The organism is Paraconexibacter sp. AEG42_29, from assembly GCF_040581415.1.
GTDB lineage: Bacteria > Actinomycetota > Thermoleophilia > Solirubrobacterales > Solirubrobacteraceae > Paraconexibacter.
The window spans coordinates 5,055,343-5,078,606 of record NZ_CP114014.1; the positions used below are offsets into that span (position 1 = coordinate 5,055,343).

The 23,264-nt window shown below is 71.7% G+C and carries 16 protein-coding genes; 5 read left to right on the forward strand and 11 right to left on the reverse strand.

From position 1 onward, the window contains the following. The first annotated feature begins 111 nt into the window (after window positions 1-111). Window positions 112-2,991 carry a vitamin B12-dependent ribonucleotide reductase gene (locus DSM112329_RS24190; protein WP_354699127.1) on the forward strand — a complete coding sequence of 960 codons (2,880 nt, stop codon included), beginning with the start codon at window positions 112-114 and terminating at the stop codon, window positions 2,989-2,991. A 174-nt stretch (window positions 2,992-3,165) separates the two neighbouring features. Here the strand turns inward: DSM112329_RS24190 and DSM112329_RS24195 are convergent, their stop codons facing one another. Then, entirely contained in the window at window positions 3,166-5,676 is a 2,511-nt protein-coding gene (locus tag DSM112329_RS24195; RefSeq protein ID WP_354699128.1) for an EAL domain-containing protein, read from the reverse strand. Window positions 5,677-5,803: 127 nt separating this feature from the next. Here DSM112329_RS24195 and DSM112329_RS24200 point away from each other — a divergent pair, with 127 nt between their 5' ends. Together DSM112329_RS24200 and DSM112329_RS24205 are read left to right on the forward strand one after the other, a co-directional pair. Next, window positions 5,804-6,340 carry a hypothetical protein gene (locus DSM112329_RS24200; RefSeq protein WP_354699129.1) on the forward strand — a complete coding sequence of 179 codons (537 nt, stop codon included), beginning with the start codon at window positions 5,804-5,806 and terminating at the stop codon, window positions 6,338-6,340. A 98-nt stretch (window positions 6,341-6,438) separates the two neighbouring features. Beyond that, on the forward strand, window positions 6,439-7,374 hold the full coding sequence (locus tag DSM112329_RS24205; RefSeq protein ID WP_354699130.1) for a class I SAM-dependent methyltransferase: 936 nt from the start codon (window positions 6,439-6,441) through the stop codon (window positions 7,372-7,374). Here the strand turns inward: DSM112329_RS24205 and DSM112329_RS24210 are convergent. Then, window positions 7,319-8,320 (reverse strand): hypothetical protein, encoded by a 1,002-nt coding sequence (locus DSM112329_RS24210; protein WP_354699131.1) that lies wholly within the window; start codon window positions 8,318-8,320, stop codon window positions 7,319-7,321. The two genes, DSM112329_RS24205 and DSM112329_RS24210, sit on opposite strands and share 56 nt — an antisense overlap. A 297-nt stretch (window positions 8,321-8,617) precedes the next feature. Between DSM112329_RS24210 and DSM112329_RS24215 the strand changes: the two genes are divergently transcribed. Together DSM112329_RS24215 and DSM112329_RS24220 are read left to right on the forward strand one after the other, a co-directional pair. Next, complete coding sequence (locus DSM112329_RS24215; RefSeq protein ID WP_354699132.1) at window positions 8,618-9,871, forward strand: hypothetical protein; 1,254 nt, start codon at window positions 8,618-8,620, stop codon at window positions 9,869-9,871. A gap of 69 nt (window positions 9,872-9,940) precedes the next feature. Then, the gene (locus tag DSM112329_RS24220; protein WP_354699133.1) at window positions 9,941-11,338 is read left to right on the forward strand and encodes a class II 3-deoxy-7-phosphoheptulonate synthase; all 1,398 of its coding nucleotides are present in this window, start codon (window positions 9,941-9,943) and stop codon (window positions 11,336-11,338) included. Between the two features lie 13 nt (window positions 11,339-11,351). Here DSM112329_RS24220 and DSM112329_RS24225 read toward each other — a convergent pair whose 3' ends face one another. From DSM112329_RS24225 to DSM112329_RS24265, 9 genes are all read right to left on the reverse strand, one after another. Next, window positions 11,352-12,434 (reverse strand): NADP-dependent oxidoreductase, encoded by a 1,083-nt coding sequence (locus DSM112329_RS24225; RefSeq protein ID WP_354699134.1) that lies wholly within the window; start codon window positions 12,432-12,434, stop codon window positions 11,352-11,354. A gap of 153 nt (window positions 12,435-12,587) precedes the next feature. Beyond that, window positions 12,588-13,325, reverse strand: a complete 738-nt coding sequence (locus tag DSM112329_RS24230) for a hypothetical protein (protein ID WP_354699135.1) — start codon at window positions 13,323-13,325, stop codon at window positions 12,588-12,590. Next, complete coding sequence (locus DSM112329_RS24235; RefSeq protein ID WP_354699136.1) at window positions 13,325-14,890, reverse strand: AMP-binding protein; 1,566 nt, start codon at window positions 14,888-14,890, stop codon at window positions 13,325-13,327. The genes DSM112329_RS24230 and DSM112329_RS24235 overlap by 1 nt, the downstream gene beginning before the upstream one ends. A 23-nt stretch (window positions 14,891-14,913) precedes the next feature. Continuing rightward, window positions 14,914-17,076, reverse strand: coding sequence for a hydantoinase B/oxoprolinase family protein (locus tag DSM112329_RS24240; protein WP_354699137.1), 2,163 nt, complete (start codon window positions 17,074-17,076; stop codon window positions 14,914-14,916). Then, window positions 17,073-19,202, reverse strand: coding sequence for a hydantoinase/oxoprolinase family protein (locus DSM112329_RS24245; RefSeq protein ID WP_354699138.1), 2,130 nt, complete (start codon window positions 19,200-19,202; stop codon window positions 17,073-17,075). Before DSM112329_RS24245 ends, DSM112329_RS24240 begins: the two co-directional genes overlap by 4 nt. Before the next feature lies 1 nt (window position 19,203). Beyond that, window positions 19,204-19,575, reverse strand: a complete 372-nt coding sequence (locus DSM112329_RS24250; RefSeq protein WP_354699139.1) for an acetone carboxylase subunit gamma — start codon at window positions 19,573-19,575, stop codon at window positions 19,204-19,206. Window position 19,576: 1 nt separating this feature from the next. After that, the gene (locus tag DSM112329_RS24255) at window positions 19,577-21,427 is read right to left on the reverse strand and encodes a hydantoinase/oxoprolinase family protein (protein ID WP_354699140.1); all 1,851 of its coding nucleotides are present in this window, start codon (window positions 21,425-21,427) and stop codon (window positions 19,577-19,579) included. 114 nt (window positions 21,428-21,541) lie between these two features. Continuing rightward, entirely contained in the window at window positions 21,542-22,795 is a 1,254-nt protein-coding gene (locus tag DSM112329_RS24260) for a helix-turn-helix domain-containing protein (RefSeq protein WP_354699141.1), read from the reverse strand. A 59-nt stretch (window positions 22,796-22,854) separates the two neighbouring features. Further along, the gene (locus tag DSM112329_RS24265) at window positions 22,855-23,256 is read right to left on the reverse strand and encodes a YccF domain-containing protein (protein ID WP_354699142.1); all 402 of its coding nucleotides are present in this window, start codon (window positions 23,254-23,256) and stop codon (window positions 22,855-22,857) included. Window positions 23,257-23,264 lie beyond the last annotated feature (8 nt).

Sequence of the window (23,264 nt, forward strand, 5' to 3'; positions counted from 1 at the left end):
CTCTGCGCCGGTCCGTCCGACCCATGACGGACACTCCTTCGTTACCGCCAGATCATCAATTTTGCCGCCGCAAATAGCGACTTTTGCGGCGTGAGAGGAGTCAGAGGGCCCGTGGAAAGCGCATCACACGCCGCACCCAGCACCACCGTTTCGACAGGGACCGCCCTGTCGATCACCCGGAAGTACACCACACCGGGGGTCCACCCCTTCGAGACCGTGGACTGGGAGCTGCGCGACGCGCGCATCGGCTTCGGCGGGAAGGTGTCCTTCGAGCAGAAGGACGTCGAGTTCCCCAAGTCCTGGTCCCAGAACGCGACGAACATCGTCTCGCAGAAGTACTTCCGCGGGTCGCTCGACTCGCCCTCGCGCGAGCGCTCGGTCAAGCAGATGATCGGCCGCGTCTCCGGCACGATCGCCGACTGGGGCCGCCAGCGCGGGTACTTCGCCAGCGCCGAGGACGGCGACGCCTTCGAGGCCGAGCTCACCTACATCCTGCTGCACCAGATGGCCGCGTTCAATTCGCCGGTCTGGTTCAACGTCGGCTTCGAGGAGAGCCCGCAGTGCTCGGCCTGCTTCATCCTGTCGGTCGACGACACCATGGACTCGATCCTGGACTGGAACACGCGCGAGGGCAAGATCTTCCGCGGCGGTTCTGGTGCCGGCATCAACCTGTCGAACATCCGCGGGTCGATGGAGCCGCTCTCCAAGGGCGGCACCGCGTCCGGGCCCGTGTCGTTCATGCGCGGCGCCGACTCCTGGGCCGGCACGATCAAGTCCGGCGGCAAGACCCGCCGCGCGGCGAAGATGGTCGTCCTGGACATCGACCACCCGGACGTGCGCGAGTTCATCTGGTGCAAGGCCAAGGAGGAGGACAAGGCCGCGGCCCTGCGCGACGCAGGCTTCGACATGTCCATCGACGGCGACGGTTTCACGTCGATCCAGTACCAGAACGCCAACAACTCGGTCCGCGTGACGGACGAGTTCATGCGCGCGGTCCGCGACGACGCGCCGTGGTACTTCAAGGCCCGCAAGACCGGCGAGCCGGTCGGCGACCCGGTCCCCGCGCGGCAGCTGCTGCAGGAGATGGCGGAGGCCGGCTGGCGCTGCGCCGACCCGGGCATCCAGTACGACACGATCATCAACCAGTGGCACACGTCGCCGAACTCGGGGCGGATCAACGCGTCCAACCCGTGCTCGGAGTACATGCACGTCGACGACTCGGCCTGCAACCTCGCGTCGCTGAACCTCATGAAGTTCCGCAAGGCGGACGGGTCGTTCGACGTCGCCCAGTTCGAGCACTGCGTGGACATCGTCTTCCTCGCGCAGGAGATCATCGTCGGCCCGTCGTCGTACCCGACGGAGGAGATCGGCGTCAACGCCCGCGCCTTCCGCCAGCTCGGCCTCGGCTACGCGAACCTCGGCGCCTACCTGATGTCGAACGGCATGCCGTACGACTCGGACCTCGGTCGCGGGACGGCTGCTGCGATCACCGCGCTGATGACGGGTCGTGCGTACCTGCAGTCGGCGAAGGTCGCTGCCGCGATCGGCCCGTACGAGCGCTACGCGGAGAACCGCGACCCGCACAACGCCGTGATGCGCATGCACCGCGACGCCGCGTACTCGGTCAACGACGAGTTCTCGACGGACGCGCCGCTGCTGGCCGCCGCCCGCACCGTGTGGGACGAGGCCGTCACCGCCGGTGAGCTGTACGGCTACCGCAACGCGCAGGCGACGGTCCTTGCGCCGACCGGCACGATCTCCTTCCTCATGGACTGCGACACGACCGGCGTGGAGCCGGACTTCTCGCTCGTCAAGTTCAAGGAGCTCGTCGGCGGCGGGCAGATGACGATCGTCAACGGCACGGTGCCGCTGGCGCTGCAGACCCTCGGCTACACGCCCGAGCAGGTCTCGCAGGTCGTCGCCCACATCGACGAGCACAACACGATCGTCGGCGCCCCGGGCCTGCTGCCGGAGCACCTCTCGGTGTTCGACGTCGCCGTCGGCACCCAGGCGATCAGCCACATGGGCCACATCAACATGATGGGCGCCGTGCAGCCGTTCATCTCGGGCGCGATCTCGAAGACGGTCAACATGCCGCACGAGGCGACCGTCGAGGACATCGCGGACGCCTACATCAAGGCGTGGGAGGGCGGCATCAAGGCGCTCGCCATCTACCGCGACGGCTCCAAGACCGCCCAGGCGCTGCGCACCGACGCGGAGCAGGGCAAGTCCGCCGAGGAGATCGCGGAGGCCGTCGAGGGCCTGTACACGCAGGAGCAGGTCGACGAGCTCGTCGCCGAGGCGACGGTCAGGGCGACGCTCGCCGAGGCCGGCGCGAAGGCGACCCGCAAGCGCATGCCGCGCGAGCGCCAGTCGATCACGCACAAGTTCTCGATCGGCGGCCACGAGGGCTACATCACCGCCGGCATGTACGACGACGGCTCGGTCGGGGAGATCTTCCTGACCGACGTCGGCAAGGAGGGCTCGACCCTCCGCGGCATGATGAACTCGTTCGCGACCGCCGTCTCGATCGCGCTGCAGTACGGGGTGCCGCTCGACACGCTGGTGAGCAAGTTCGCCTACATGCGCTTCGAGCCGGAAGGGATCACCCAGAACCCGGAGATCCCGTTCGCGAAGTCGATGCCGGACTACATCATGCGCTGGCTCGCGTCCCGCTTCCTCGACGCCGACGCGCAGGAGGACCTGGGCATCATGACCCCGGCCGTCCGCGCCCGGAAGGTCGCGGAGGACGTCTCGCTGTCGGTGACCTCGTCGGACACCAACGGCCCGGCGGCCGCGACGCCGGCCGTGTCGGTCCCGACCCCCGCGGTCGCGCCCACGACGGCGCTGACCGAGCTGCCCCCGGTCGTCCCGGTCCGCATGGTCGGCCTCGACCTGGGCCCGGCGTGCGGTCAGTGCGGCGGCATGATGCAGCGGACGGGCTCGTGCTACACGTGCTCCAGCTGCGGCAACAACACCGGCTGCGGCTGATTGATGGAGTAGGCCTGGCGGCCACACGAAAGCGATGTGAGCGACAGCCTCCCGTTCGGGAGGCTGTCGTGTTTCCGGGGCGGCGCGGCTCTCATCCGGCGACCGCCCGACCAGCGATCCCTCGCCCGGGCGCCGTTCTGGCGCCACCGTCTGCGCCGCCATGGTCGTGCTCGATCAGGTCCGCCGCAGCCCCGGCAGGCTCGGGTGACCGACCGCCGGATGTAGCCGGCCGGAGAGGTGCGGGAGGCGGTCGGCGAGCGCCGCCGGGCGGCCGAGGTGGTATCCCTGCGCCGCGTCCACGCCGAACGCGGTGAGCATCGCAACCGTCGCGTCGTCCCCGACGAACTCGGCGACGGTGCGGGCGTTCAGGCCGCGCGTGATGTCGACCACGGCACGCACGACGAGCTGGTCGCTGGGCGTGGTGCACAGGTGGCGGATGAACTCGCCGTCGATCTTCAGGTAGTCGAAGTCGAGGTGCTTGAGGTAGTAGAAGGACGCGAAGCCGGCCCCGAAGTCGTCCAGCGCGATCTGGCAGCCGAGCGTGCGCAGGTCGCGGGCCAGGGCACGGGCACGCTCGATGTTGGTGATCGCCGCGGTCTCGGTGATCTCGATGATCAGGCGCCCGGGGGTGATCGTGTACTGCTCCAGGAGGCCGGCGACGAACGCGCTGAGGCTCGGGTCGGTGATCGTCTTGCCGGAGACGTTGACCGAGAGTGCGAGGTCGACGCCGGCGGCGTGGCTGTCGGCGAGCAGGCCGACCGCCTGCGTGATGACCCATTGGTCGATGCGCGTCATGAGGCCGAAGCGCTCGGCGTTGTAGAGGAACGTGCCCGGCGGGATCAGGTCACCGTGCCCGTCCGGGAGGCGCAGGAGCAGCTCGAACGTCGGTGGCGTCGGCGCTGAGAGCGAGACGATCGGCTGGGCGTGCAGGACGAACGTGCTCTCGTCGACGGCCGTGGACAGACGCTGGTTCCAGTTCTCGCGGACGGTGATCTGCGCCTGGCGGTTCGCGGTGCGCTCGTACACGCAGTACCGATCCTTGCCGGCGTCCTTCGCGTCGTACATCGCGATGTCGGCCTCGACCACGAGCTCGTCTGCGGTCAGGTCGTCGTCGGCAGCGAACAGCGTGATGCCGATCGAGACCGACACGTGCGCGTGGCGGTCGTGGCTGACGACGACGCCCTCGCGGCGGATGCTGGACAGCAGCTTCTCCGCGACGCGGACGGCGTCCGCTTCGTCGCTGCGGGTCAGGATCAGCGCGAACTCGTCCCCGCCGACGCGGGCGAGGACATCGGTGCTCCGGACGGCGGCGGCGAACATGCTGCCCACCCGGGCGATCAGGTCGTCGCCCACCGCGTGCCCGAGGGAGTCGTTGACGAACTTGAAACCGTCGAGGTCGAGGAAGAGCACCGCACCCGGCTCCCCGTAGCGCGCGGCCTCGGCGATGCAGCGGTCGAGCTCCTCGGTGAACCGCCTGCGGTTGTAGAGGCCGGTCAGAGCGTCGTGGTCGGCGAGGTGCTGGAGCTGCCCTTCGAACGCCTTGCGCTGGGAGAGATCCATGGCGTTGACGATGATCATCCGCGGCTCGCCCTCGTGCGGCGGGACGACGGCCGCGCTGATCTGCACCCAGACGACGTGGCCGTCGCGATGCATCAGGCGGCACTCCACCTCCGCTTTGTCGCTCGTCTCCCGGTCGAGCTCCTTCACGCGCTCGGTAAGCAGCCGCTGGTCCTCGGGGTGGACCAGCACGAGCAGCGAGACACCCGCGAGCTGCGCCACGGGCTGGCCGACCAGCGCCGCCATCGCCTCGTTGGCGGAGGCGATGCGCAGTCCCCCGCTGAGGAGCGCGTCGCTCGACAACAGGCACACACCGATCGGCGCCGCCTCGAAGGCGGTGCGAAAACGCTGCTCGGCGTGGTGCAGCGCCGCCTCCATCGCCGTCTGCTGCGTGACGTCCTGGATCGTGCCGGCGACCGCGACGACCGCACCGGAGTCGTCGATCACGGGCCGTGCCCGCAGCTGCAGATGCGCCTGGCTGCCGTCGGTCCGGGTCAGTCGGTAGCGCGCCTCACCGGCGACCGCGCCGTCCCGGGCGCGGCCCACGACCGCCTGGACCGCCGCGACGTCGTCCGGATGGATCGCCGCCCACCGAGCGCTCGGGTCCTCGTCCGGAGCGAGCTCGAAGATCCGCCGGAACTCGTCCGACGTGTGCCATTCGCCCGTCGCCTCGTCACGGCGCCACGAGCCCATCTGCCCGATGGCCTGGGCCTCGTTCAGCGCCTCGTGCTCGGCGGCGATCGCCGCCTCGACGCGTGCCTGGGACATGTCGCGGAACATCGCCGGCGTCTGCAGCAGCCGGCCGAACGACGAGCGCAGGCTGAGGTACGTGATGCCGACCCCCGCACCGACGATGTCCCAGATCGCCATCTGCCAGCTGAACGCCTGGCGCATCGCCTCCCCGTGGGCGTCCGCCGCGACGAGCGGCATCAACAGGTGGGCGGCGTGCGCGCCATGATGCACCCCGCACGTGAGAAAGATCAGCGCGGTGGCGACGCCGAGCGCGTTGGTGCGGACCTGCCGGGTGCGCACGAGGCCGCCGGTGATCACCCACACGATCGCGAAGTAGCAGCCCGCGATGACCGTGTTCGCTGCGGCCGCCACCGGCCAGACCTCGATGGCGGACACGCGGATCATCCGTGCGACGCGCAGCGGGGATCGGGCGAGCTGTCCACGTCCAGGGTATATCGGCAGCCAGTGTCCACACTTGAGCGCGCCGCTCAAGGTCGGGCGCGCAGGTGCCGACAGACAGGGGATGGGCCCAGCGCTCGGCACGCTCGACGACCCACCGCCGCTCGATCCCCAGCTCGTCCTGCGGTACGTCACCGCAGCCGTCGCGGTCACGGCCGGCCTCTGGCACCTTGCCGGCGCGGCCTCGTTGCCCGCGGAGGCCAGCGCGACGATCGCGGGTGGCGTGGCCCTCGGCGCCGGCCAGCTGGCCTGGGCGGCATGGCTGTGCGCTCGCCCCTCGCGTCGCTGCCTGGCGATCGGCGCCACCGCCGGGGTCGTGCTGCTGGCGGCGGCCGGCGCGCTGATCGTCCGGACCGGCACCGGCGGGGCCACTCCCGGCGTCGTGACCGGGCTGACCGTGCAGGTCGTGCTGCTCCTCCTCGCCTCCGTCGGCCTGCAACGCCGGCCCGCAGCCGCGACGCTCCGCGCAGCGGCACGTGGCGGGGCCGTCGTGAGTGCGGTCACGCTCAGCGTCGTCGCTGCCGGGGGCTTCCACGCCCATCCGGCCGGCGCGGCCGACCAGCGCAGCACGAACCCGTCCTTCCTCTGTCACCTGGTGTGAGCGCGGGTCGCGTGTACCCGGGTCATCGGTGACACGCTCTGCGCGCCGGGTTCGGGCCGCTGACCCGAACGCGCGCTAGCGTCGACCACCTGTCCCACGTGCCATCAGCCCCGTCCTCGCCGGATGGCGACGACACCGCCGCTCGCAGCCTCGCCCACTGGAGCGAAGCCGGCCGGACGGAGATGGAGTCCTTCTACGCGTTCGCCGCGCTCGACTACACGCTGCTCGCGCGGGTCCTCGACTGGGACGCGCTCCTCGGCGACGTGCTCGCGCGCCGCCCCAACCGGGCGCAGCCACTGCGGCTCCTCGATGTCGCGTGCGGCTCGGGCAAGTTCCCGGCCGCGCTGCTGGCCGCCGACGCCCTCACCGCCGTCGCCGCCGCCGGGGTCCAGTACGACCTGCTCGACCCGAGCGCCTTCTCGATCGCCGAGGCGGCTGCGGTCCTGCGGCCGCCGCTGTCGGCCGCCGCCCGCTACGAGACGACGCTCGAGGACCTCGATCCGGGCGCCGGGCCGTGGGACGTCGTCTGGGCCACGCACGCGCTGTACGCCCTGCCCCCGGACCACCTCGACGCGGCCGCCGAGCGGTTCGTCGCCGCGATCGCCCCCGGCGGCTGCGGCTTCATGGCCCAGGGCGCGTACGCCGGCCACTACCTCGCGGTCTATCGGGCTTTCCTGGACGGGGTCCGCGGCGGGGCGGGCACGCCGTACCTCTCCGGCGAGGACGTCGCGGCTGCCCTCGCCCGGGCCGCCGAGCCGCGCGGGCTCACGTGCAGCACCCACCACCTGCGCTACGAGCACCGCGTGCCCGTCGCCGCCGAAGCGCTGCTCGAGGGCTACCTGCAGCGCTGCCTGTTCGACGACGCCCTCGGCCTCGCGGGGCTGCGCGAGGCGCCGGTGCTGGGCGACTACCTCGCCGGCTGCCGCGACGACGGCGCCGCGGCGTACCGCTTCCCGCAGGACGTCGTCTGCTTCGCCCTCACCCCGGCCGGGGCAGCGCCCGCCTGGTCGGCGCCGCAGACGCGCCCGACCTGAGGGACCGCCGCCGGTACGCCGTCGACACCACGATCACCAGGCACACCGTCGCCGCCGCCACGTCGGCCGCAAGCTCCTGCGCGGCGCCGACGGAGTCGTCGTACGGCTCGCTCCAGAAGGGCACCACGACGCCGACCAGCACCGAGCCAGCGATGAGCGCGACGGTGTGGTCGGCGGTCCAGCGCCGGCTGCGCGACCACGTGCCGAGGACCACGACCGCGAGGAGCAGGACGAAGACCCCGAAGACGAGGGCGGCCGCGTTCTCGCCGGGCAGGTAGAGCAGGTACGCCCCGAACCCGAGCCCCGCGACCACCAGGGGGCCCGGGACACGGACGTCGGTCGCGGGCCGCGGCCGCCACCGCAGAGCGGCGACCACGAGGACCGCGACCGCCGCCGCGGCCGCCGCCATCTGGACCGGTTCGGCCTGGAAGCCGTGACCCACCTCGTCCTTGACCCCGAAGTGGTTGATGACCGTGGCCAGCACGTACACGCCGGCGACCCACGATCGGCTGCGCCGGGTGAGCCACGGCTCGGAGCCCCGTCGCGACCAGCACTCGGCGACCGCGATCGGTGCGACGATGCTCGCGACGACGTGGCCGGCGACGAACGCCAGCAGGTAGTAGAGGCTGATGTCCAGGCCGTCGACGTGGACCGGGTGCTGGAAGTCGTAGCGGTCGTACGCCGGGTTGAACAGCGACTGGTCGACGAGGCCGGCCTGCAGGACGCCGAACGCGGCGCCGAGCAGCACGATCGTCGGCCAGCCCCGACCGGTCCGGCGCGCGACCTCGCGGATCAGCAGCGCCGCGCCGCCGTACAGGGGACCGACGAACAGCAGGATCACCGGGATGTCGGTGAGCGGGTACCCGCCCCACGACATCTCGGCGAACCACGGGGCCAGCACCAGGACGGCGAGCACCGGCGGCCATTTCGTCTTCTCGATCGGCATGCCGCCGACGCTAGGTGCGCGGCCCTGGCTGCGGCATCGGCCAGAGGTCTAGGCGGCGGCGACCGAAGTCTCGGCTGCCGCGTACCCCGAAGGAGCCACACCTTGCTGCGTCGTACTGCCCCTTGGCAGCCTTGCGCAGCAAGCATCGGCGGTCCGGGTGGCGCGGGCCGGACGAGCGCCGGTGCGTGGGCGGACGATCGGACGGATGTGCGATTGCTTGTCGGCGTTCGACGAGTACCGTGCGCCGCGGTAGGTCGCGTTCCGTCCTTCTTTCCCCTTCCCGTCAGGTTCCCCAGCATGATCCCCGCCCGGGCCGCCCGTGCCCTGCTCCCCGTCGCCGCCCTCGCCGCACTCGCTGCCGGCCCGGCCACCGCGGTCGCGGCCAAGAAGCCCGTCCCGCCCCGTCAGCCGGCCCAGAAGGCCCAGGTCCGGCTCGCGCCGCTCGCGGTGAGCGCGCTGTCGTTCATCGGCTCGAACCTCGCCTCCGGCGTCATCTCCAAGGTCGGCGGCGACGCCTTCGGCGCGGTGCTGTCCCAGGTCGGGTTCGCCGATCCGGCAGCGCAGCAACTGGCCGAGCTGAAGGCCGTCGGCGTCAAGCTTGACCGCATCGAGGCCTCGGTCGACAAGCTGCACGACGAGGTGCTGCGGACGTCCGTCTCGCTCCACAACGCCCGGCTGAACGCGGTCCGGCACTCGGCCAGCGAGCTTGTGGGCCGTGTCATGCACGCCGTCGACCTGCTCCAGGACCTGGCGAACGGCAAGTACACCGACCCCACGCTGCGCGCCGAGAAGCGGCAGGAGCTGCTGAACCTCATCGAGACGAAGCTCAAGGACGAGCAGAACTTCCTGAACCACGTCATCTACAGCCCGCAGGGCAACGACGACATCGTCCACATGGCCTACCGCGCCGAGCGCGTCGGGAACCGCTTCTTCACGTCGGACGACGGCCGCGCCGCCGGCCGCATCTTCGACTACTACCAGACGGCCAACTCCCTGCTGCTCATGCTGCGCGTCGAGTACGAGTACTCGAGCGTGAAGGCGGACTCGACGGACGGCTACAAGGCCGAGAAGCGTGCCGCGGTCAAGTCGCTCATCGACAAGCAGTACACCGCGCGCGCACCGGGCTACGCGAAGCTGCCGTTCCTGCTCGGCGGCGACTACGAGATCGTCGACACGAAGACCGGCATCGTCTGGGAGGCGCCGCGGCCCGGGATCTACCTCTCCGACCAGATCCAGGACTTCCTGAACGTCGGCCACCACATCCCGTCGCTCGCCGAGACGCGCAAGCTCGTGAGCGGAAGGACGACCGGACAGACCCCGACGGCCTACCTGCGCGCCCAGGGCTGGACGCTGCCGACGCACTGCGACCGCGACAACCAGGACTACCGGCAGAACTCCTACCCGGCGACCGAGACGGTCTACTGGACCACAGACCGCTCGGGCACCCGGCGCTATGCCTGGGCCATGCACGACGACGGCGCAGGCCTGCTGGCCCGGGCGTGCGTCATGTTCGTCCGCCAGCCGCGGGCGGACCACCGCTACTACTACTGACGGACCGGCCACGACCCGCGGGCGGCCACGGAGCCGCCCGCGGGCCGTTCGCCCTACGCTGTGGGTCCGATGAACTGGACCGTCGACATTCCCGCAGACGACCTTCCGTCGCTGCCCCCGCTCCCCGCCGACCTGCGGACGGCGCTCGACGAGGCGCTCGCCCGCCCGGCCGTGCAGCAGCCGAGCTGGCCCGACCCCGAGTACGTGGTCAAGGTGAGGTCGCTGCTGGAGGCCGTCCCGCCGATCACCGTCCCGGCCGAGGTCGACCGCCTGCAGACGCGCCTCGGCGCGGTCGCCCGCGGCGAGGCCTTCCTGCTCCAGGGCGGCGACTGCGCGGAGACGTTCCTCGACAACACCGAGGAGCACCTGCGCGGGACGATCCGCACGCTGCTGCAGATGGCCGTCGTCCTCACCTACGGCGCGGCCACGCCCGTCGTCAAGGTCGGCCGCATCGCCGGCCAGTACGCCAAGCCGCGCAGCTCGGACGTCGACGCACTGGGCCTGCCGTCCTACCGCGGCGACATGGTCAACGCGTTCGAGGCGGACCCCGTGGCCCGCGTGCCCGATCCGGGCCGCCTGCTGCGCGCCTACGCCAACGCCGCCGCGGCGATGAACCTGACGCGCGCCATCACCGGCGCCGGCCTCGCCGACCTGCACCACGTCCACGAGTGGAACATGGACTTCGTCTCGCAGTCCAACGCCGGCGAGCGCTACGAGCAGGTCGCCCAGGAGATCGACCGCGGCCTGCGCTTCATGTCCGCCTGCGGCGTCGACGACAGCTCGCTGCGGACCGTCGAGATGTACTGCAGCCACGAGATGCTCGTCCTCGACTACGAGCGCGCGATGCTGCGGCTCGATGGCGGCCGGATCTACGACCTGTCCGCCCACCAGCTGTGGATCGGCGACCGCACCCGTCAGCTCGACGGCGCCCACGTCGCGCTCGGCGCCCTGATCGCGAACCCGGTCGGCGTCAAGATCGGCCCGAAGACCACGCCGGAGGACGCCGTCGCCCTCGTCGAGCGCCTGGACCCGGACCGCATCGACGGCCGCGTCACGCTCGTCGCCCGCATGGGCAACGACCGCGTGCGCGAGCAGCTGCCCGCCATCGTGAACGCCGTGCGCGAGACCGGCCACCTGCCGGTCTGGCAGTGCGACCCGATGCACGGCAACACCGAGGAGTCGCCCAGCGGCTACAAGACGCGCGACTTCGAGCGGGTCGTCGACGAGGTGAAGGGCTTCTTCGAGGTCCACCACGAGCTCGGGACTCACCCCGGCGGCATCCACGTCGAGCACACTGGCGAGGACGTCACCGAGTGCGTCGGCGGCGCGCAGAACATCCTGCACGACCAGCTGAGCGCCCGCTACGAGACGGCGTGCGATCCGCGCCTGAACACGCAGCAGTCGCTCGAGCTGTCGTTCCTCGTGGCCGAGATGCTGCGCGGCGCGCCCGTCGCCCGGACCTCGTAGCCCCAGCCGGGGCCTACGCCGTCGCGGCGGCGGCCTCCGTCGTAGGGACGGGCAGCTCGGCGTCCGCGACGCGGAGCAGCAGCTTGCCCTGGTTCGTGCCGTCGAACAGGCGGTTCAGGCAGTCGCGGGCGTGCTCGATCCCGTCGACGATCGTCTCGTCCGTGTGCAGCCGGCCCTCCGCGAGCAGACCGGCGAGCGCGCCGATCGCCTCCGGGAAGCGGTCGGCGTGGTCCAGGACGACGAAGCCCTTCATCGACGCGCGGCGCATGATCAGCTGGCCGATCGAGAGCTGACCGCCCCAGGCGTTGTCGCCGCTGGAGGCCTCGTACTGGCTGATCATCCCGCACACCACGACGCGCGCCCCGAGGTTCAGGCGGTTCATGACGTGGTCCATGATCTCCCCGCCGACGTTCTCGAAGTCGACGTCGACCCCGTCCGGGACGGCGGCGTCCAGCTGCTCCCGCCAGTCCGCGTCCTTGTAGTTCACGCAGGCGTCGAAGCCGAGCGTCCCCGTGACGTGCGCGCACTTCTCGTCCGTGCCCGCCAGGCCGACAACGCGGCAGCCGCGCGCCTTCGCGATCTGGCCCGCGATCGACCCGACGGCCCCGGCCGCAGCCGACACGACCACCGTCTCCCCCGGCTGCGGCCGGCCGATGTCCTCCAGGCCGAGGTACGCGGTGATGCCCGTGTGCCCGAGCGCGCCGAGGAACATCGACAGCGGTGCGGGCAGCGGCTCCGGCAGCACCGAGTACGGCATCTCGTCCGTCGCGTCGTCGATCACGGCGTAGGCCTGGTAGCCGGTGAGCCCGGTGACGATCGCCCCCACCGCGAAGTCGTCGCGCTCGGACGCGACCACCTGCCCGATGCCGATCCCTCGCATGACGGCATCGATCGCGACCGGCGCGATGTAGGAGCGCATCTCGCTCATCCAGATGCGGTTGGTCGGGTCGACGCTCAGGTACAGCGTCCGCACGAGTGCTTGCCCGGGGCCGATCGTGGGGACGGGCTCCTCGACGTACTCGAGGTCGGCCTCGGTGACGCGGCCGACGGGCCGGCGACGCAGGCGGAAGCAGCGGTTCAGCTCGGTGGAGGACATGGCGCCGACGCTACGCCGCCCTCACGCCGCGGCGCCTGTCATCCGTGTACAACGGCGGCGCCGGCGGTGGGCGCCCGTGACCAACGACGTCCCGCCGGGTCTCCGTGAGACGCAGTGCACGTCATAGGTGTTCTGCGTCTCACGCAGACGTCGTCACAGGTCTCGGGCCGCGCGCAGCAGCTGCACGTCGACCGTGCCGGGCACCTCGGCGAGGACCACCCCGTGCGCGCCGGCGGCGGCCCGCGCGGCCTCCAGTGCGGTGGTCAGCGTCGCGACACTCCCGGCCCATGCATCCCCCGACAGCAGCGCCGGCGTCGTCGCGATCGCGACTTGGGCGTGGGCGGCACTACGGGTCAGCGGGCCGAGCGCTGCGCTGTCGCCGGCGGCGCCCCCCGGCAGCAGGATCATCGCCGCCCCGGCCTGCGCGTAGGCGGCGATCAGCCCCGTCAGCGTGTCGGCGACCAGGTCCGCCAGCTCCTCGCCGTCCGCCTCCGCGTCAAACCCGTGGGGGACGAGCAGCGGACCCAGCCGCCCGGCGATCGACCCCGGCGAGCTCAGCGACGCCGCCACCCGTCCGCCGAGGCCCGGCAGCGCGGCGAGCGTCGCGACCAGCTGCACCGCGGCCGCACACGGAGCCAGGTCGCCTAACGGCGGCGCGTCCAGCAAGCGGTCGACCCAGTCCCCGTCGCCGTCCCCCACGGCCGCGGCGAGCGCACCCGCCTCGAGCGCCGGATCCACGTGGGCGACCACCAGGTCCGGCTCGGCCAGCGCGATGGCGTCGCGCAGCACGTAGGCCCACGCGACCGGGTCCGCCAGGGCGCCGGCCACCGTCCGCCCGGACCGCGCCGCTGCCACGTCCTGCAGCGCCAGCGCCAGGCGGACCGCGGCCATCAGACCGACCGGCCCCCCGCGGCCGGCCAGTACTCCTCGCGCAGCGTCCGCTTCAGGACCTTGCCGACCGGGCTGCGCGGCAGCTCGCGGAAGATCACGGCCTTCGGCGTCTTGACCACGCCCAGCCGCTCGCGGCACGCGGCGATCACGGCCGCGGCGTCGACCGACGCGCCCTCGCGCAGCTCGACCACCGCGGTGACCGCCTCGCCCCAGCGCTCGTCCGGCAGCCCGATCACCGCACAGTCCTTGACGCCGTCCACGGTGTGGATGGTCTGCTCGATCTCGCTCGGCCAGACGTTGAAGCCGCCGGTGATGATCATGTCCCGCAGCCGGTCGATGATGTAGACGAACCCGTCCTGGTCCATCCGGCCCACGTCGCTCGTCCCGTGCCAGCCGCCGGGCCGCCGGGTGCTCGCCGTCTGCTCCGGGTCCTCGTGGTAGCCGTCCATCACGAGCGCGCCGCGGACGCAGATCTCGCCTTCCTCGCCCGGCCCCAGGACGTTCCCCTCGGGGTCCAGGATCGCGACCTTGGCCACCAGCGACGGCCGCCCGGCGCTGAACAGCCGCGCGGCCTTGCCGTCGTCCGCCACCGCCTCCGCGTGGTCACGCGGCGTCATGACCGTGGCGATCATCGGGGCCTCCGCCTGGCCGAACGTCTGCGTCATCACCGGCCCGAAGACGTCCATCGCCTCGCGCAGCTTGTCGACCGCCATCGGCGCGGCCGCGTAGATGAAGTACCGCAGCGACGAGTAGTCGTGGTCGCGCACGCCCGGGTCGGCCAGCAGCGCGTAGATGGCGGTCGGCGGCAGGAACAGGCGGGTGACCCGGTGGCGCTCGATCGAAGCGAGCACCGCCGCGGGGACGACGCCGTCGTGGACGATCACCGTTCCGCCCTGCGCGAACACCGGGAAGCAGATCGGCCCGGCGGCGTGGGTCATCGGGGCGGCCATCAGCATCACCGGCGGCTCGTCCTCCGGCAGGTGCGCGGCGAACGCCAGGTTCATCGTCTCCATCATCCGGTGGCGCATCCGCACCGCCTTGGAGCGCCCGGTGGTGCCGCCCGTCCCGAACAGCAGCGCGAGGCTGTCGGGCGCGTCGGCCGGCTCGGGGACGCGGACGCCGTCGGCCGCCATCCAGTCGCCCAGGACGGGGTCGCCGTCGCGGCCGCCGGCCCGCGTCGCGACGACCACCCGGGGCGCCGCCGGCAGCCCGTCGAGGACGTCCGTCGCCAAGTCCAGCAGCGACGGGTCGTAGAAGAGCGCGTCGCAGCCGGTCAGCGTGAGCATCGCGACGAGGTCCTTCGGCATCGCGCGCGTGTTCAGCGGGACCCAGACCGCGTTCAGCCGCAGCGCGCCGAGGATGCAGCAGAACGCGTGCGGCGCGTTCGGGGACAGGACGCCGACCCGCGCCTGCGTCCCGACCCCGGCCGCGTCCAGCGCGCCGGCGATCCGGTGCGCGAGCGCATCCGTCTCGCGGTAGGTGAGCGTCAGGCTGCCGTCCTGCATCTGCAGGCACGGCGCGTCGGGTGCCAGGCGCGCACCGCGGTCGAAGGCGTCGATGAGCATGGCTCAGTCTTCCCGAAACGCGACTACAGCTGCTCGTCCCAGTCCCAGGAGCCCAGGAACGGGACGGCGACCGGCGGCTCGTCGCGGCGCCACCGGGCGACGAACTCGTCGTACGGCAGCGACCGCGAGCGGCGGGCGGCGCGCTCGGCGTCCCGTGCGGCGGCGGTGGCATCGACGTCCACCTTCAGCCGCGCCTCGTCGTAGACCACGTGGTAGATCCGCGTCGCCGTCCCGTGGGAGATCCGCGACTCGCGCAGATCCCGCATGACGTCGGCCGGGTCGCGCTCGAGCGGGTCGCCGTACCCGCCGCCGCCACCGACCTGCAGCATCCAGAGGTCGCCCTCGTGGACGATGTCCGCCGTCGAGGAGGCGCGGAACGTCTCCCACGTCCCGGGCAGGCCGCCATCACGATGGAGCGCGTCGGCGGTGTACGGCACCTCGGCCCCGCGCGTGCGCAGCGCCTCCTTCAGGTCGTCCGGGGACGACGCGACGTACTTCGTCAGCGGCGACGACGGCCCGCCGTAGCCCCCGAAGAGCCCCGGGATCGTCGGGAACTTCGACCCCGTCGCGAGCGACCCGAGCGCGAACTCCGGCACGCCCCAGATCATGTAGATGCACTCGACCGACGAGCCGCCGCGGTGGCGGCCGTAGCCGTGGTTGTCGACCGTCAGCGACCGTCCGAGCGCAAGGATCGGCAACTCCGTCTCGCGGTCCTCCATCTCCCCGTAGTCGGCCATCGAGGCGAAGAACGGGGCGCACGAGTGCTCGCCGTCGCGGTCCGCGTGAGCCCCGCCGCCCATCGAGTTGATGTCGATCATGAGGTTCGCGACGGGCATGCCCCACTGGTTCAGGCCGCCGTAGAACATGGCCTGCGTCATGCCGTACCAGGGGGCGATGATCTCGATGTCGCCGGGCTTGTTGAACGCGAGCTTGCTCATGCACTGGTGCATCAGCGTCTGGAAGAAGCATGCTGCGACCATCGACAGCGCGTTCGGGCAGTCGGCGCCGGACTTGGCGATCGACCCGGCCTCGAACTCGAACTCGATCGCCGCGACATAGCCCGCGTTGCGCGGCAGGTCCGACCAGAAGAAGTTCATGAGGTTGTTCGAGAACAGCGCCCGGGCGAAGGTCGGGTCCATGTTCAGCGCGCGGTCCGGGATCGCGGGCCCGGTGCCGACGGTCCGGCAGATGACCTTGTCCCCGCGCTTCTCGAGCTGGACGGCCATCTTCAGCATCCGGTCCTCGAGCAGGGTCGTGTCGCAGAAGCCGACCGCGCGGAAGATGCCGTCGGGCATCTCGGCGAACCGCCGCTTGACCTCGTCCCGGGTGCGCTCGAGCGCCAGCCGCATCGTGGCCACGACCAGGTCCCCGGAGCGGTCCTTGACCACCTCCAACACGCGCTCCTCGATCCGCATGCACGCGGCGAGCTTCGCCCGCATGTCGATCAGCTGCATCAGCGGATCGCGGACGTTGTTCTGCATCAGGTTCACGATGTCGCGGCGGAACGTGTAGTTCTCGGCGACCTTCACCGGGCTGATCTTCAGGCCCTCGTCGTAGACGCTCAGCGCGCTCGGCGAGAGGCCGCCGGGCTCGGTCGCGCCGTTCTCCCCCTCGTGGATCGTGGCCCCCGCCCAGGCGACCAGGACACCGTCGATGAAGATCGGGATGAACAGCGACTGGTCGGCGTTGTGGACCCCGCCGTAGCGCGCATCGTTGTGGTAGAAGACGTCGCCCGGACGGACCCCGACCGTAGGCTCCGTGATCCAGTCCTTCACGATGTGCTTCACCGGGGCGGACGCGCAGGCGGCGAACACGACGACGCCACTGGACGAGGCGAGCGCCAGATCGCCGGCGGCCGAGTACAGCCCGCAGGTCAGGTCGCCCCACTTCGCCCCCGGCGCGGCGCCCGTCTGCTCGAGCATCTCCTTGGCGCTCTCGAGGATGACCTCGAGCCGGTTCTGCGCGACGGTCAGCTCGACCTCGTCCAGGTCGCCGGCCAGTGCGCGCTCCTCGTCGGCGCTGCGCGGCGACAGCGCGTTGGAGTCGACGATCGCCGCCGACGGCCCGTACATGACGGGCTTGTCGTTCATGAGGTCGGCGAAGAACGCGCCGGCTGCGGCTTGCCGCTCGGCGTCGGTCTGGACAGCCGCGGCGTCCGGCGACGTCAGGGTCTGGGGCGGGTTCATTTCACGTCCTCCTTCGTCAGCATGAGGAATCCGACCGCGTCCAGCTCGGCGTCCCAGCCCGGCTGCACGACGACGGTGGTGTCGCGACCTTCGAGGATCGCGGGGCCGGACAGGCGGTGCCCGGGGCCGAGCCGGTCGTAGTCGTAGACCGGTGTCGGCTCGTAGCCCGAGCTGCGCTCCCACCAGCAGTCACGCGTGGCCTTGACGCAGTCCTCGACGGCGACCGTCGCCGCCGGCAGCGCCTGGGGCTCCCACCGCTCGCGGGGGACGGACGCCCGCAACCTCACCGTCTCGATCGACGCGCCCACCTCCTCCGTCACGGCGAACTCGCCGAAGCGGTCGGCGTACTCGGTGAAATAGGCCTGCAGGATGTCGGCGAGGTCGGCCTCGGACTCGATCCGCAGGCACGGCGAGGAGATCGTCGTGACGTACAGCTGACCGCCCGAGCGCATGTCGAGCTCGAGCACGTAGCGGATCTCCTCCGGCGTGTGGCCCTCGTCCGCGAAGTCCGCGGCCGCCTCGGCCATGAACCCGTCGACGATGTCGTTGACCACCGAGTAGTCCTCGAGCTTCGTCTTGAACAGCGGGTTAAGCAGGACGACGTGCTCGGACCGCTCGTAGATGTGAAGCAGATCCAGGCCGGCCGCGCCGGACGCGCTGAAGACCGGCGAGTTCGGCGGGACGACCACCCGCGGGATCTGCAGCACCTCCGCGTACCCGCAGGCGTGCAGCGGCCCGCCACCCCCGAACGAGAAGACCGTGAAGTCGCGCGGGTCGTAGCCCTTGAGCACGATCTCCTTGAAGATCGCGTCGCCCATGTTGTTGTCGACGACGGTGCGGATCGCCCGCGCTGCCCGCGCGGTGTCCAGGCCCATCGGCCTCCCGACGCGCCGGTCGATCGCGCGCTGCGCCCGCTTGACGTCGAGGGTCAGCTCGCCGCCGTGGTACCAGTCGGGGTTCAGGTAGCCGAGGACGAGGTTCGCGTCGGTGACGGTGGGCTCGGTCCCGCCCTGGCCGTAGCACGCAGGCCCGGGCGTCGAGCCCGCCGAGCGCGGCCCGACCGCCACGCCGCGCATGACGTCGTGGGTCGCGATCGACCCGCCGCCCGCCCCCACGGCCTTGATGTCCATCATCGGCATCTGCACGAGCCAGCGATCGATGACCGGGTTGAACTCGTAGAAGCGGACCGACCCCTCGACCACGACGCCGATGTCGAACGACGTCCCGCCCATGTCGGTGGTGACGACCTTGCCGAGGTCGAACCGCTCGGCCATGTGACGGGAGCCGAAGAGGCCCGCCACCGGCCCGGCGTGGATCGTCTGCAGCGGCGTGGTCCGCGCCAGCGAGCCCATGCCGCCGCTGTTGTGGACCAGCAGCAGCGGGCCGGCGTAACCGCGGTCACGCAGCTCGTTGCGCAGGTCGCTCATGCGGTCCGCGGTAAACCGATGCAGGTACGCGTCCAGGATCGACGTCATCGACCGCACGTACTCCCCGGCCCGCCCGGAGACCTCGTGCGCGAGGATGATCGGGAAGCGCCCGAGGTACGTGTCCGGGTACTCCTCCTCGATCACGTCGCGGATCAGCTGCTCGTGCGCGGGGTTCTTGAACGACCACATGAGGCTCACGACGAAGCCGCGCACGCCCTTGTCGACCAGCTCGCCGACGGCCTCGCGAACCTCGTCGCGGTCGAGCGGCATGACGACCTTCCCGGCGTGGTCCATCCGCTCGCGCAGGCCGACGATGTGGTCGCGCGGGATCAGCGGCTCGGGCCGGCGGGCCTTGGCGAGGTTGCGGTTCTCGGTGTGGGACAGGCCCTCGCCGTAGGACCGGCAGCGGCCGATCGGGACGACGTCCTCGAAACCGCGCGTGGTCAGCAGGCCAAGGCGCGGACCGGTGCGCTCGATCAGCGCGTTCGTCCCGAGCGTCGTCGCGTAGCGGATCGCCTCGGTCCGCTGCAGCACCTCGTCGGTGGTGATGCCGAACCCGGTGGCGAGGTCGTCCACCGCCGTCATGAACCCCTGCGAGAGGTCGTGGTGGGTCGTGAGCGCCTTCGCGGTCGTGACGCGGGTGCCGTCCGTGGCGAAGCAGTCGGTGAACGTGCCACCGATGTCGACGTTGATCTCCATGTCAGTTCTCCTCGTCCGCGGCGGCAGAGCGGGCCGCCAGCTGCCGCGCCTTGAGCGCGTCGATGTCGAGCTCGATGTCGTTCGAGATCGGGTGGCCCGGCGGCAGGTACTCGACCTCGACCTGGGTCCCGCAGCCGGGGCAGCAGCACTCGACGATGCGGCACCACTCCGGGTCCGGCGCGTAGCTGTAGGCCGCGTCGATCTTCGCGTCGTAGATCTCCCGCGGGTCGCGGTCGTACAGCAGCAGGCCGCGCTTGTAGGCGTCGCGGGCCGGGCCGATCTCGTGGTCGCAGCGCCGGCAGCGCCAGGTCTCGGTCTGCAGATCGATCTCCAGGTACTCGGTGATGATCTCGCGCTCGTAGGTGGTGCTCATGTCACTGGCCTCCGTCGTCGGTGTGCGTGAGGCGCCCGATGCCGAGCGCGTCGATGCGGTACGTCCAGCCGGGCGGGACGACGTGCGTCGTGTCGTCCGCCTCCAGGACCGCGGGGCCGGCCAGCTGCGCGCCCGGGCGCAGCTCGGCCGCGCGGTGCACGTCGGTCTCCAGGGTCCCGACCCCCGGCCACGTCACCGTCCGCGTGCGGTCCGGGTCCGGCGTGTGGTCCGTCGTCTCCACGGGCTCGAGCTGCGGGTGCGAGAGCACGGCGACCGCGGTGACCTGCGTGCGGTCGACGCCGTGCCGCTGCACTGCCGCGACGCTCAGCGTCACCTGGTCGGCGCCGAAGCCCTCGCCGCGCATGTCGCGCAGCGCCTGCGTGCGCAGAGCGTCGTCGACACCGTCCCCCGGCGCCGCGTCGTATACGTGGCGCACGTCAGCCGAGGACGCGCCGAACGCGCTGAACACGGCGGCGAACGGGACGGTCAGCACCTCCCGGATCCCGAGCCGCGCGGCGACGTCGCAGGCGTGCGTCGGCCCGCCGCCGCCGTAGGCCAGCATGCTCGTCCGGGCGGGGTCCAGGCCGGCCGCCTGCAGCTCCGAACCGATGCGCGCCGCCATGTTGTCGTGCAGTCGCGCGCGGATGGACGCAGCCACCGCGACGGCGTCCGTGCCGAGCGTCTGCATCGCCCGTGTCGCCGCGTCCGCGTCGAGGGCCATGCGGCCGCCCAGGAACCGGTCCGGGGCGATCAGCCCGAGGACCACGTCCGCATCCGTCACCGTCGGCGCCGTCCCGCCGCGGGCGAAGCAGGCCGGGCCGGGGTTCGCCCCGGCCGACTGCGGCCCGACCTCGATCGTCCCGTCGTCCAGGGTGTGGGCGATCGACCCGCCCCCGCTGCCCAGCACGTGGATGTCCGGCATCGCGAAGGAGACGTCGACGTCGACGACGCGGCCGTGCTCCAGGAACGGCGCCCGGCCGCCGGAGAGGAACCCCACGTCGAGCGACGTCCCCCCGACGTCGAACGTCACGAGGTCGTCGATCGCACAGACCCGGGCGATCTCCTCCGCGCCCAGCAGCCCGGCCGTCGGGCCGGAGTTGTAGGTCCGGCCGGCGACCGTCTTGGCGACGCGCGCGCAGCCGCCGTCGTTGTGGACGATCAGCAGCGGGCGCGTGTAGCCGTTCTCGCGCAGCCAGTCCTCGGCGCGGTACAGGTACCGCGCCACGTCGTCATGGACGTACGCGTTGAAGAGCGCGGTGGCGGTGCGGCGGACGTCGTCCGGGTCGGACGCGACGTCGTGGCTGAGGGTCAGCGGGACCGTGTCCAGGCACTGGCGCGGGTAGTGGCCGCGGAACGAGGCCAGCACGCGGCGCTCGACCGCCGCACCGTCGGCGGCCGTCCCGATCGAGCAGACCAGGCCGCGGGCGCTGCGCCCCAGCAGCGCCTTCGATGCGTCGACCACTTCGGCGTCCCCCGTCCCGTTGGACGCGGCGCCGACGGCCGCCACCATCCCGGGCGCGCCGAACCGCTCGACGAGGCGCGCGCCGGGGCCGCCCTCGCCGTAGACCGCCAGCTCGTCGCCGGACACGATCAGGCCGATCTTCGGACCGGTCCGCTGGATGACCGCGTTCGTGCCGACGGTCGTCGCGTAGCGCACGCACGCGGCCTCCGACAGCAGGTCGTCGACGCTGATCCCGATCACCTCCGCGGCCCGCTCGAGCACCTGCGCGAAGCACAGCGCCAGGTCGTGCGGCGTCGTGAGCACCTTGACGGTGTGCACCTCGCCGCGGTGGACCACGAAGGCGTCGGTGAACGTCCCGCCCGTGTCGATGTCGATCGTCGTCTCCGGCATGGCCGCGACGGTACGCCGGGCTCAGACGCGGGAACTCGTCACCCGTGTCCAGTCCCCTCGCGGATGTCTGTACACGGATGACAACCCGTGAGCACCGGCGCCGAGACGGGGTCGTCAGGGCTCGATCGCGCGCAGCAGCCGCAGCGCCGCCTCGACCTCGAAGCGCCGCTCGGACAACGGGTGGCCCAGCAGCCGCTCGGCGTGCTTGGCCCGGTAGTGCACGGTGTTCTGGTGAATGCCCAGGCGCTTGGCGGTCGCCGTCCGCTGGCCGCTCTCCAGCAGCACCGCGACGGTCGCCCGGATGCGCCGGGTCGCGTCGTCGCCCGCCGCGAGCGCCCCCAGCTCGTGCGCCACGAACCGCTGGGCGCGCTCGAGGTCCGCCGCCATCAGCGAGCTCACGACGACCTTGTCGTAGTGGACCGCCCGGCCGTGGTGGCGGCCGCCGACGCGGAGCAGCTCCTTGACGTGCAGCGCCTCCTCGTGCGAGGTCACGAACCCCCGCCGGCCCTCGCCGCGCAGCCCGCACGCGGCGACCACGGAACGCGGCAGCCGGTGCGCCCCGAGCGCGGCCGCGATCTCGGTGTCCGGCGACGCAGACGCGAGGCTGCACCACACCCAAAGCGTGGTGCGGCCGTCCGGGACGAGCAGCAGCCGGCGCGGCGACAGCGGCGCGACGATCTGCCGGGCCTGCTCCTCCAGGCGCGCGACGACGTCCTCGGCGTCGTCCCCCGCCACGGCCGAAAGGACCAGCGCCAGGTGGCTCTCCCGGACGTCGTAGCCGAGGCGCGCCGCGACCACATCGAGGTCCAGCGGCTCGCCGGACAGCACCTGCACCACGGTCTCGTGACGGAGTGCCGCGGCGGTCCGCGCCCACTGCTCGCGCTGCTTGGCGTACTCCTCGGTGACCTCCTCGCTGACCGCGTCGACGTAGTCGAAGACGAACTGCATCGAGTGGTCGACCGCCTCGATGAACAGCTCCCGGTCCTCGACCCGCGCCGCGATCTCGCGCTTCCACAGGGTCCAGAACCACATCGTCCCGAGCCGGTACGCGCGCAGCAGCGTCGCGAGCGGCGTGCCCCGGTGCACCATGGTCTCCGCGTAGCGGATGGCGCCCGGGGGCGCCGTCGTCTCGCCCACCGGCCGCCCGTCTCCGAGCATGTCGAAGATCCGCTCGAGGTTGTCGTGGGCGCTCTGCTGCAGCCCCTCCGCAAGCTCCTCGTCGACGTCGAGCTCGGGCATCGAGGCCTGGACGTAGGCGACGCACTCGTCGACGAGGGTGTCGAGCGAGGGACGTAGCTCGATCGCCGTCCGGCGCCGAAAGCCGTCGTGCCAGTCCTCAGCCTGCGGGACCGCCGTGCTGGGTGTCATGGCGCGACACTACCCGCGCCGATCACGCGCGTCCGGCGCAGCCAGCGCCGCGCGCCCGCTCAGATGCGCGAGCCGAACGCCTGCGAGCCGTCGACGTTCACGATGTCGCGGCCCAGCGGGAGCAGCGACACCGGGATCAGCTTGAAGCTCGCCAGCCCGAGCGGGATCCCGATAATCGTCACGCACAGGATCACGCCGGTGATGAGGTGGCCGAGGGCCAGCCACCAGCCGCAGAGCACGAACCAGATCACGTTGCCGATCCCCGCGCCCAGGCCCGCATCCGGCCGCACCACCACCGTCTTGCCGAACGGGAACAGCGCGAACGCCGCGATCCGCAGGGATGCGATCCCGAACGGGATCGTGATGATCAGGATGAAGCAGATCAGCGCGGCGAAGGCATAGCCGAGGGCCATCCAGAAGCCGGCGAAGACGAACCAGATGATGTTCAGGACGAGGCGCACGCCTACAG

What these genes read in the sequence shown, in the direction of transcription:
- DSM112329_RS24200 (WP_354699129.1), top strand. Translation starts at nt 5,804, where the DNA reads ATGGGCCCAGCGCTCGGCACGCTCGACGACCCACCGCCGCTCGATCCC.
- DSM112329_RS24210 (WP_354699131.1), bottom strand. Translation starts at nt 8,320, where the DNA reads ATGCCGATCGAGAAGACGAAATGGCCGCCGGTGCTCGCCGTCCTGGTG.
- DSM112329_RS24215 (WP_354699132.1), top strand. Translation starts at nt 8,618, where the DNA reads ATGATCCCCGCCCGGGCCGCCCGTGCCCTGCTCCCCGTCGCCGCCCTC.
- DSM112329_RS24220 (WP_354699133.1), top strand. Translation starts at nt 9,941, where the DNA reads ATGAACTGGACCGTCGACATTCCCGCAGACGACCTTCCGTCGCTGCCC.
- DSM112329_RS24225 (WP_354699134.1), bottom strand. Translation starts at nt 12,434, where the DNA reads ATGTCCTCCACCGAGCTGAACCGCTGCTTCCGCCTGCGTCGCCGGCCC.
- DSM112329_RS24230 (WP_354699135.1), bottom strand. Translation starts at nt 13,325, where the DNA reads ATGGCCGCGGTCCGCCTGGCGCTGGCGCTGCAGGACGTGGCAGCGGCG.
- DSM112329_RS24235 (WP_354699136.1), bottom strand. Translation starts at nt 14,890, where the DNA reads ATGCTCATCGACGCCTTCGACCGCGGTGCGCGCCTGGCACCCGACGCG.
- DSM112329_RS24240 (WP_354699137.1), bottom strand. Translation starts at nt 17,076, where the DNA reads ATGAACCCGCCCCAGACCCTGACGTCGCCGGACGCCGCGGCTGTCCAG.
- DSM112329_RS24245 (WP_354699138.1), bottom strand. Translation starts at nt 19,202, where the DNA reads ATGGAGATCAACGTCGACATCGGTGGCACGTTCACCGACTGCTTCGCC.
- DSM112329_RS24250 (WP_354699139.1), bottom strand. Translation starts at nt 19,575, where the DNA reads ATGAGCACCACCTACGAGCGCGAGATCATCACCGAGTACCTGGAGATC.
- DSM112329_RS24255 (WP_354699140.1), bottom strand. Translation starts at nt 21,427, where the DNA reads ATGCCGGAGACGACGATCGACATCGACACGGGCGGGACGTTCACCGAC.
- DSM112329_RS24260 (WP_354699141.1), bottom strand. Translation starts at nt 22,795, where the DNA reads ATGACACCCAGCACGGCGGTCCCGCAGGCTGAGGACTGGCACGACGGC.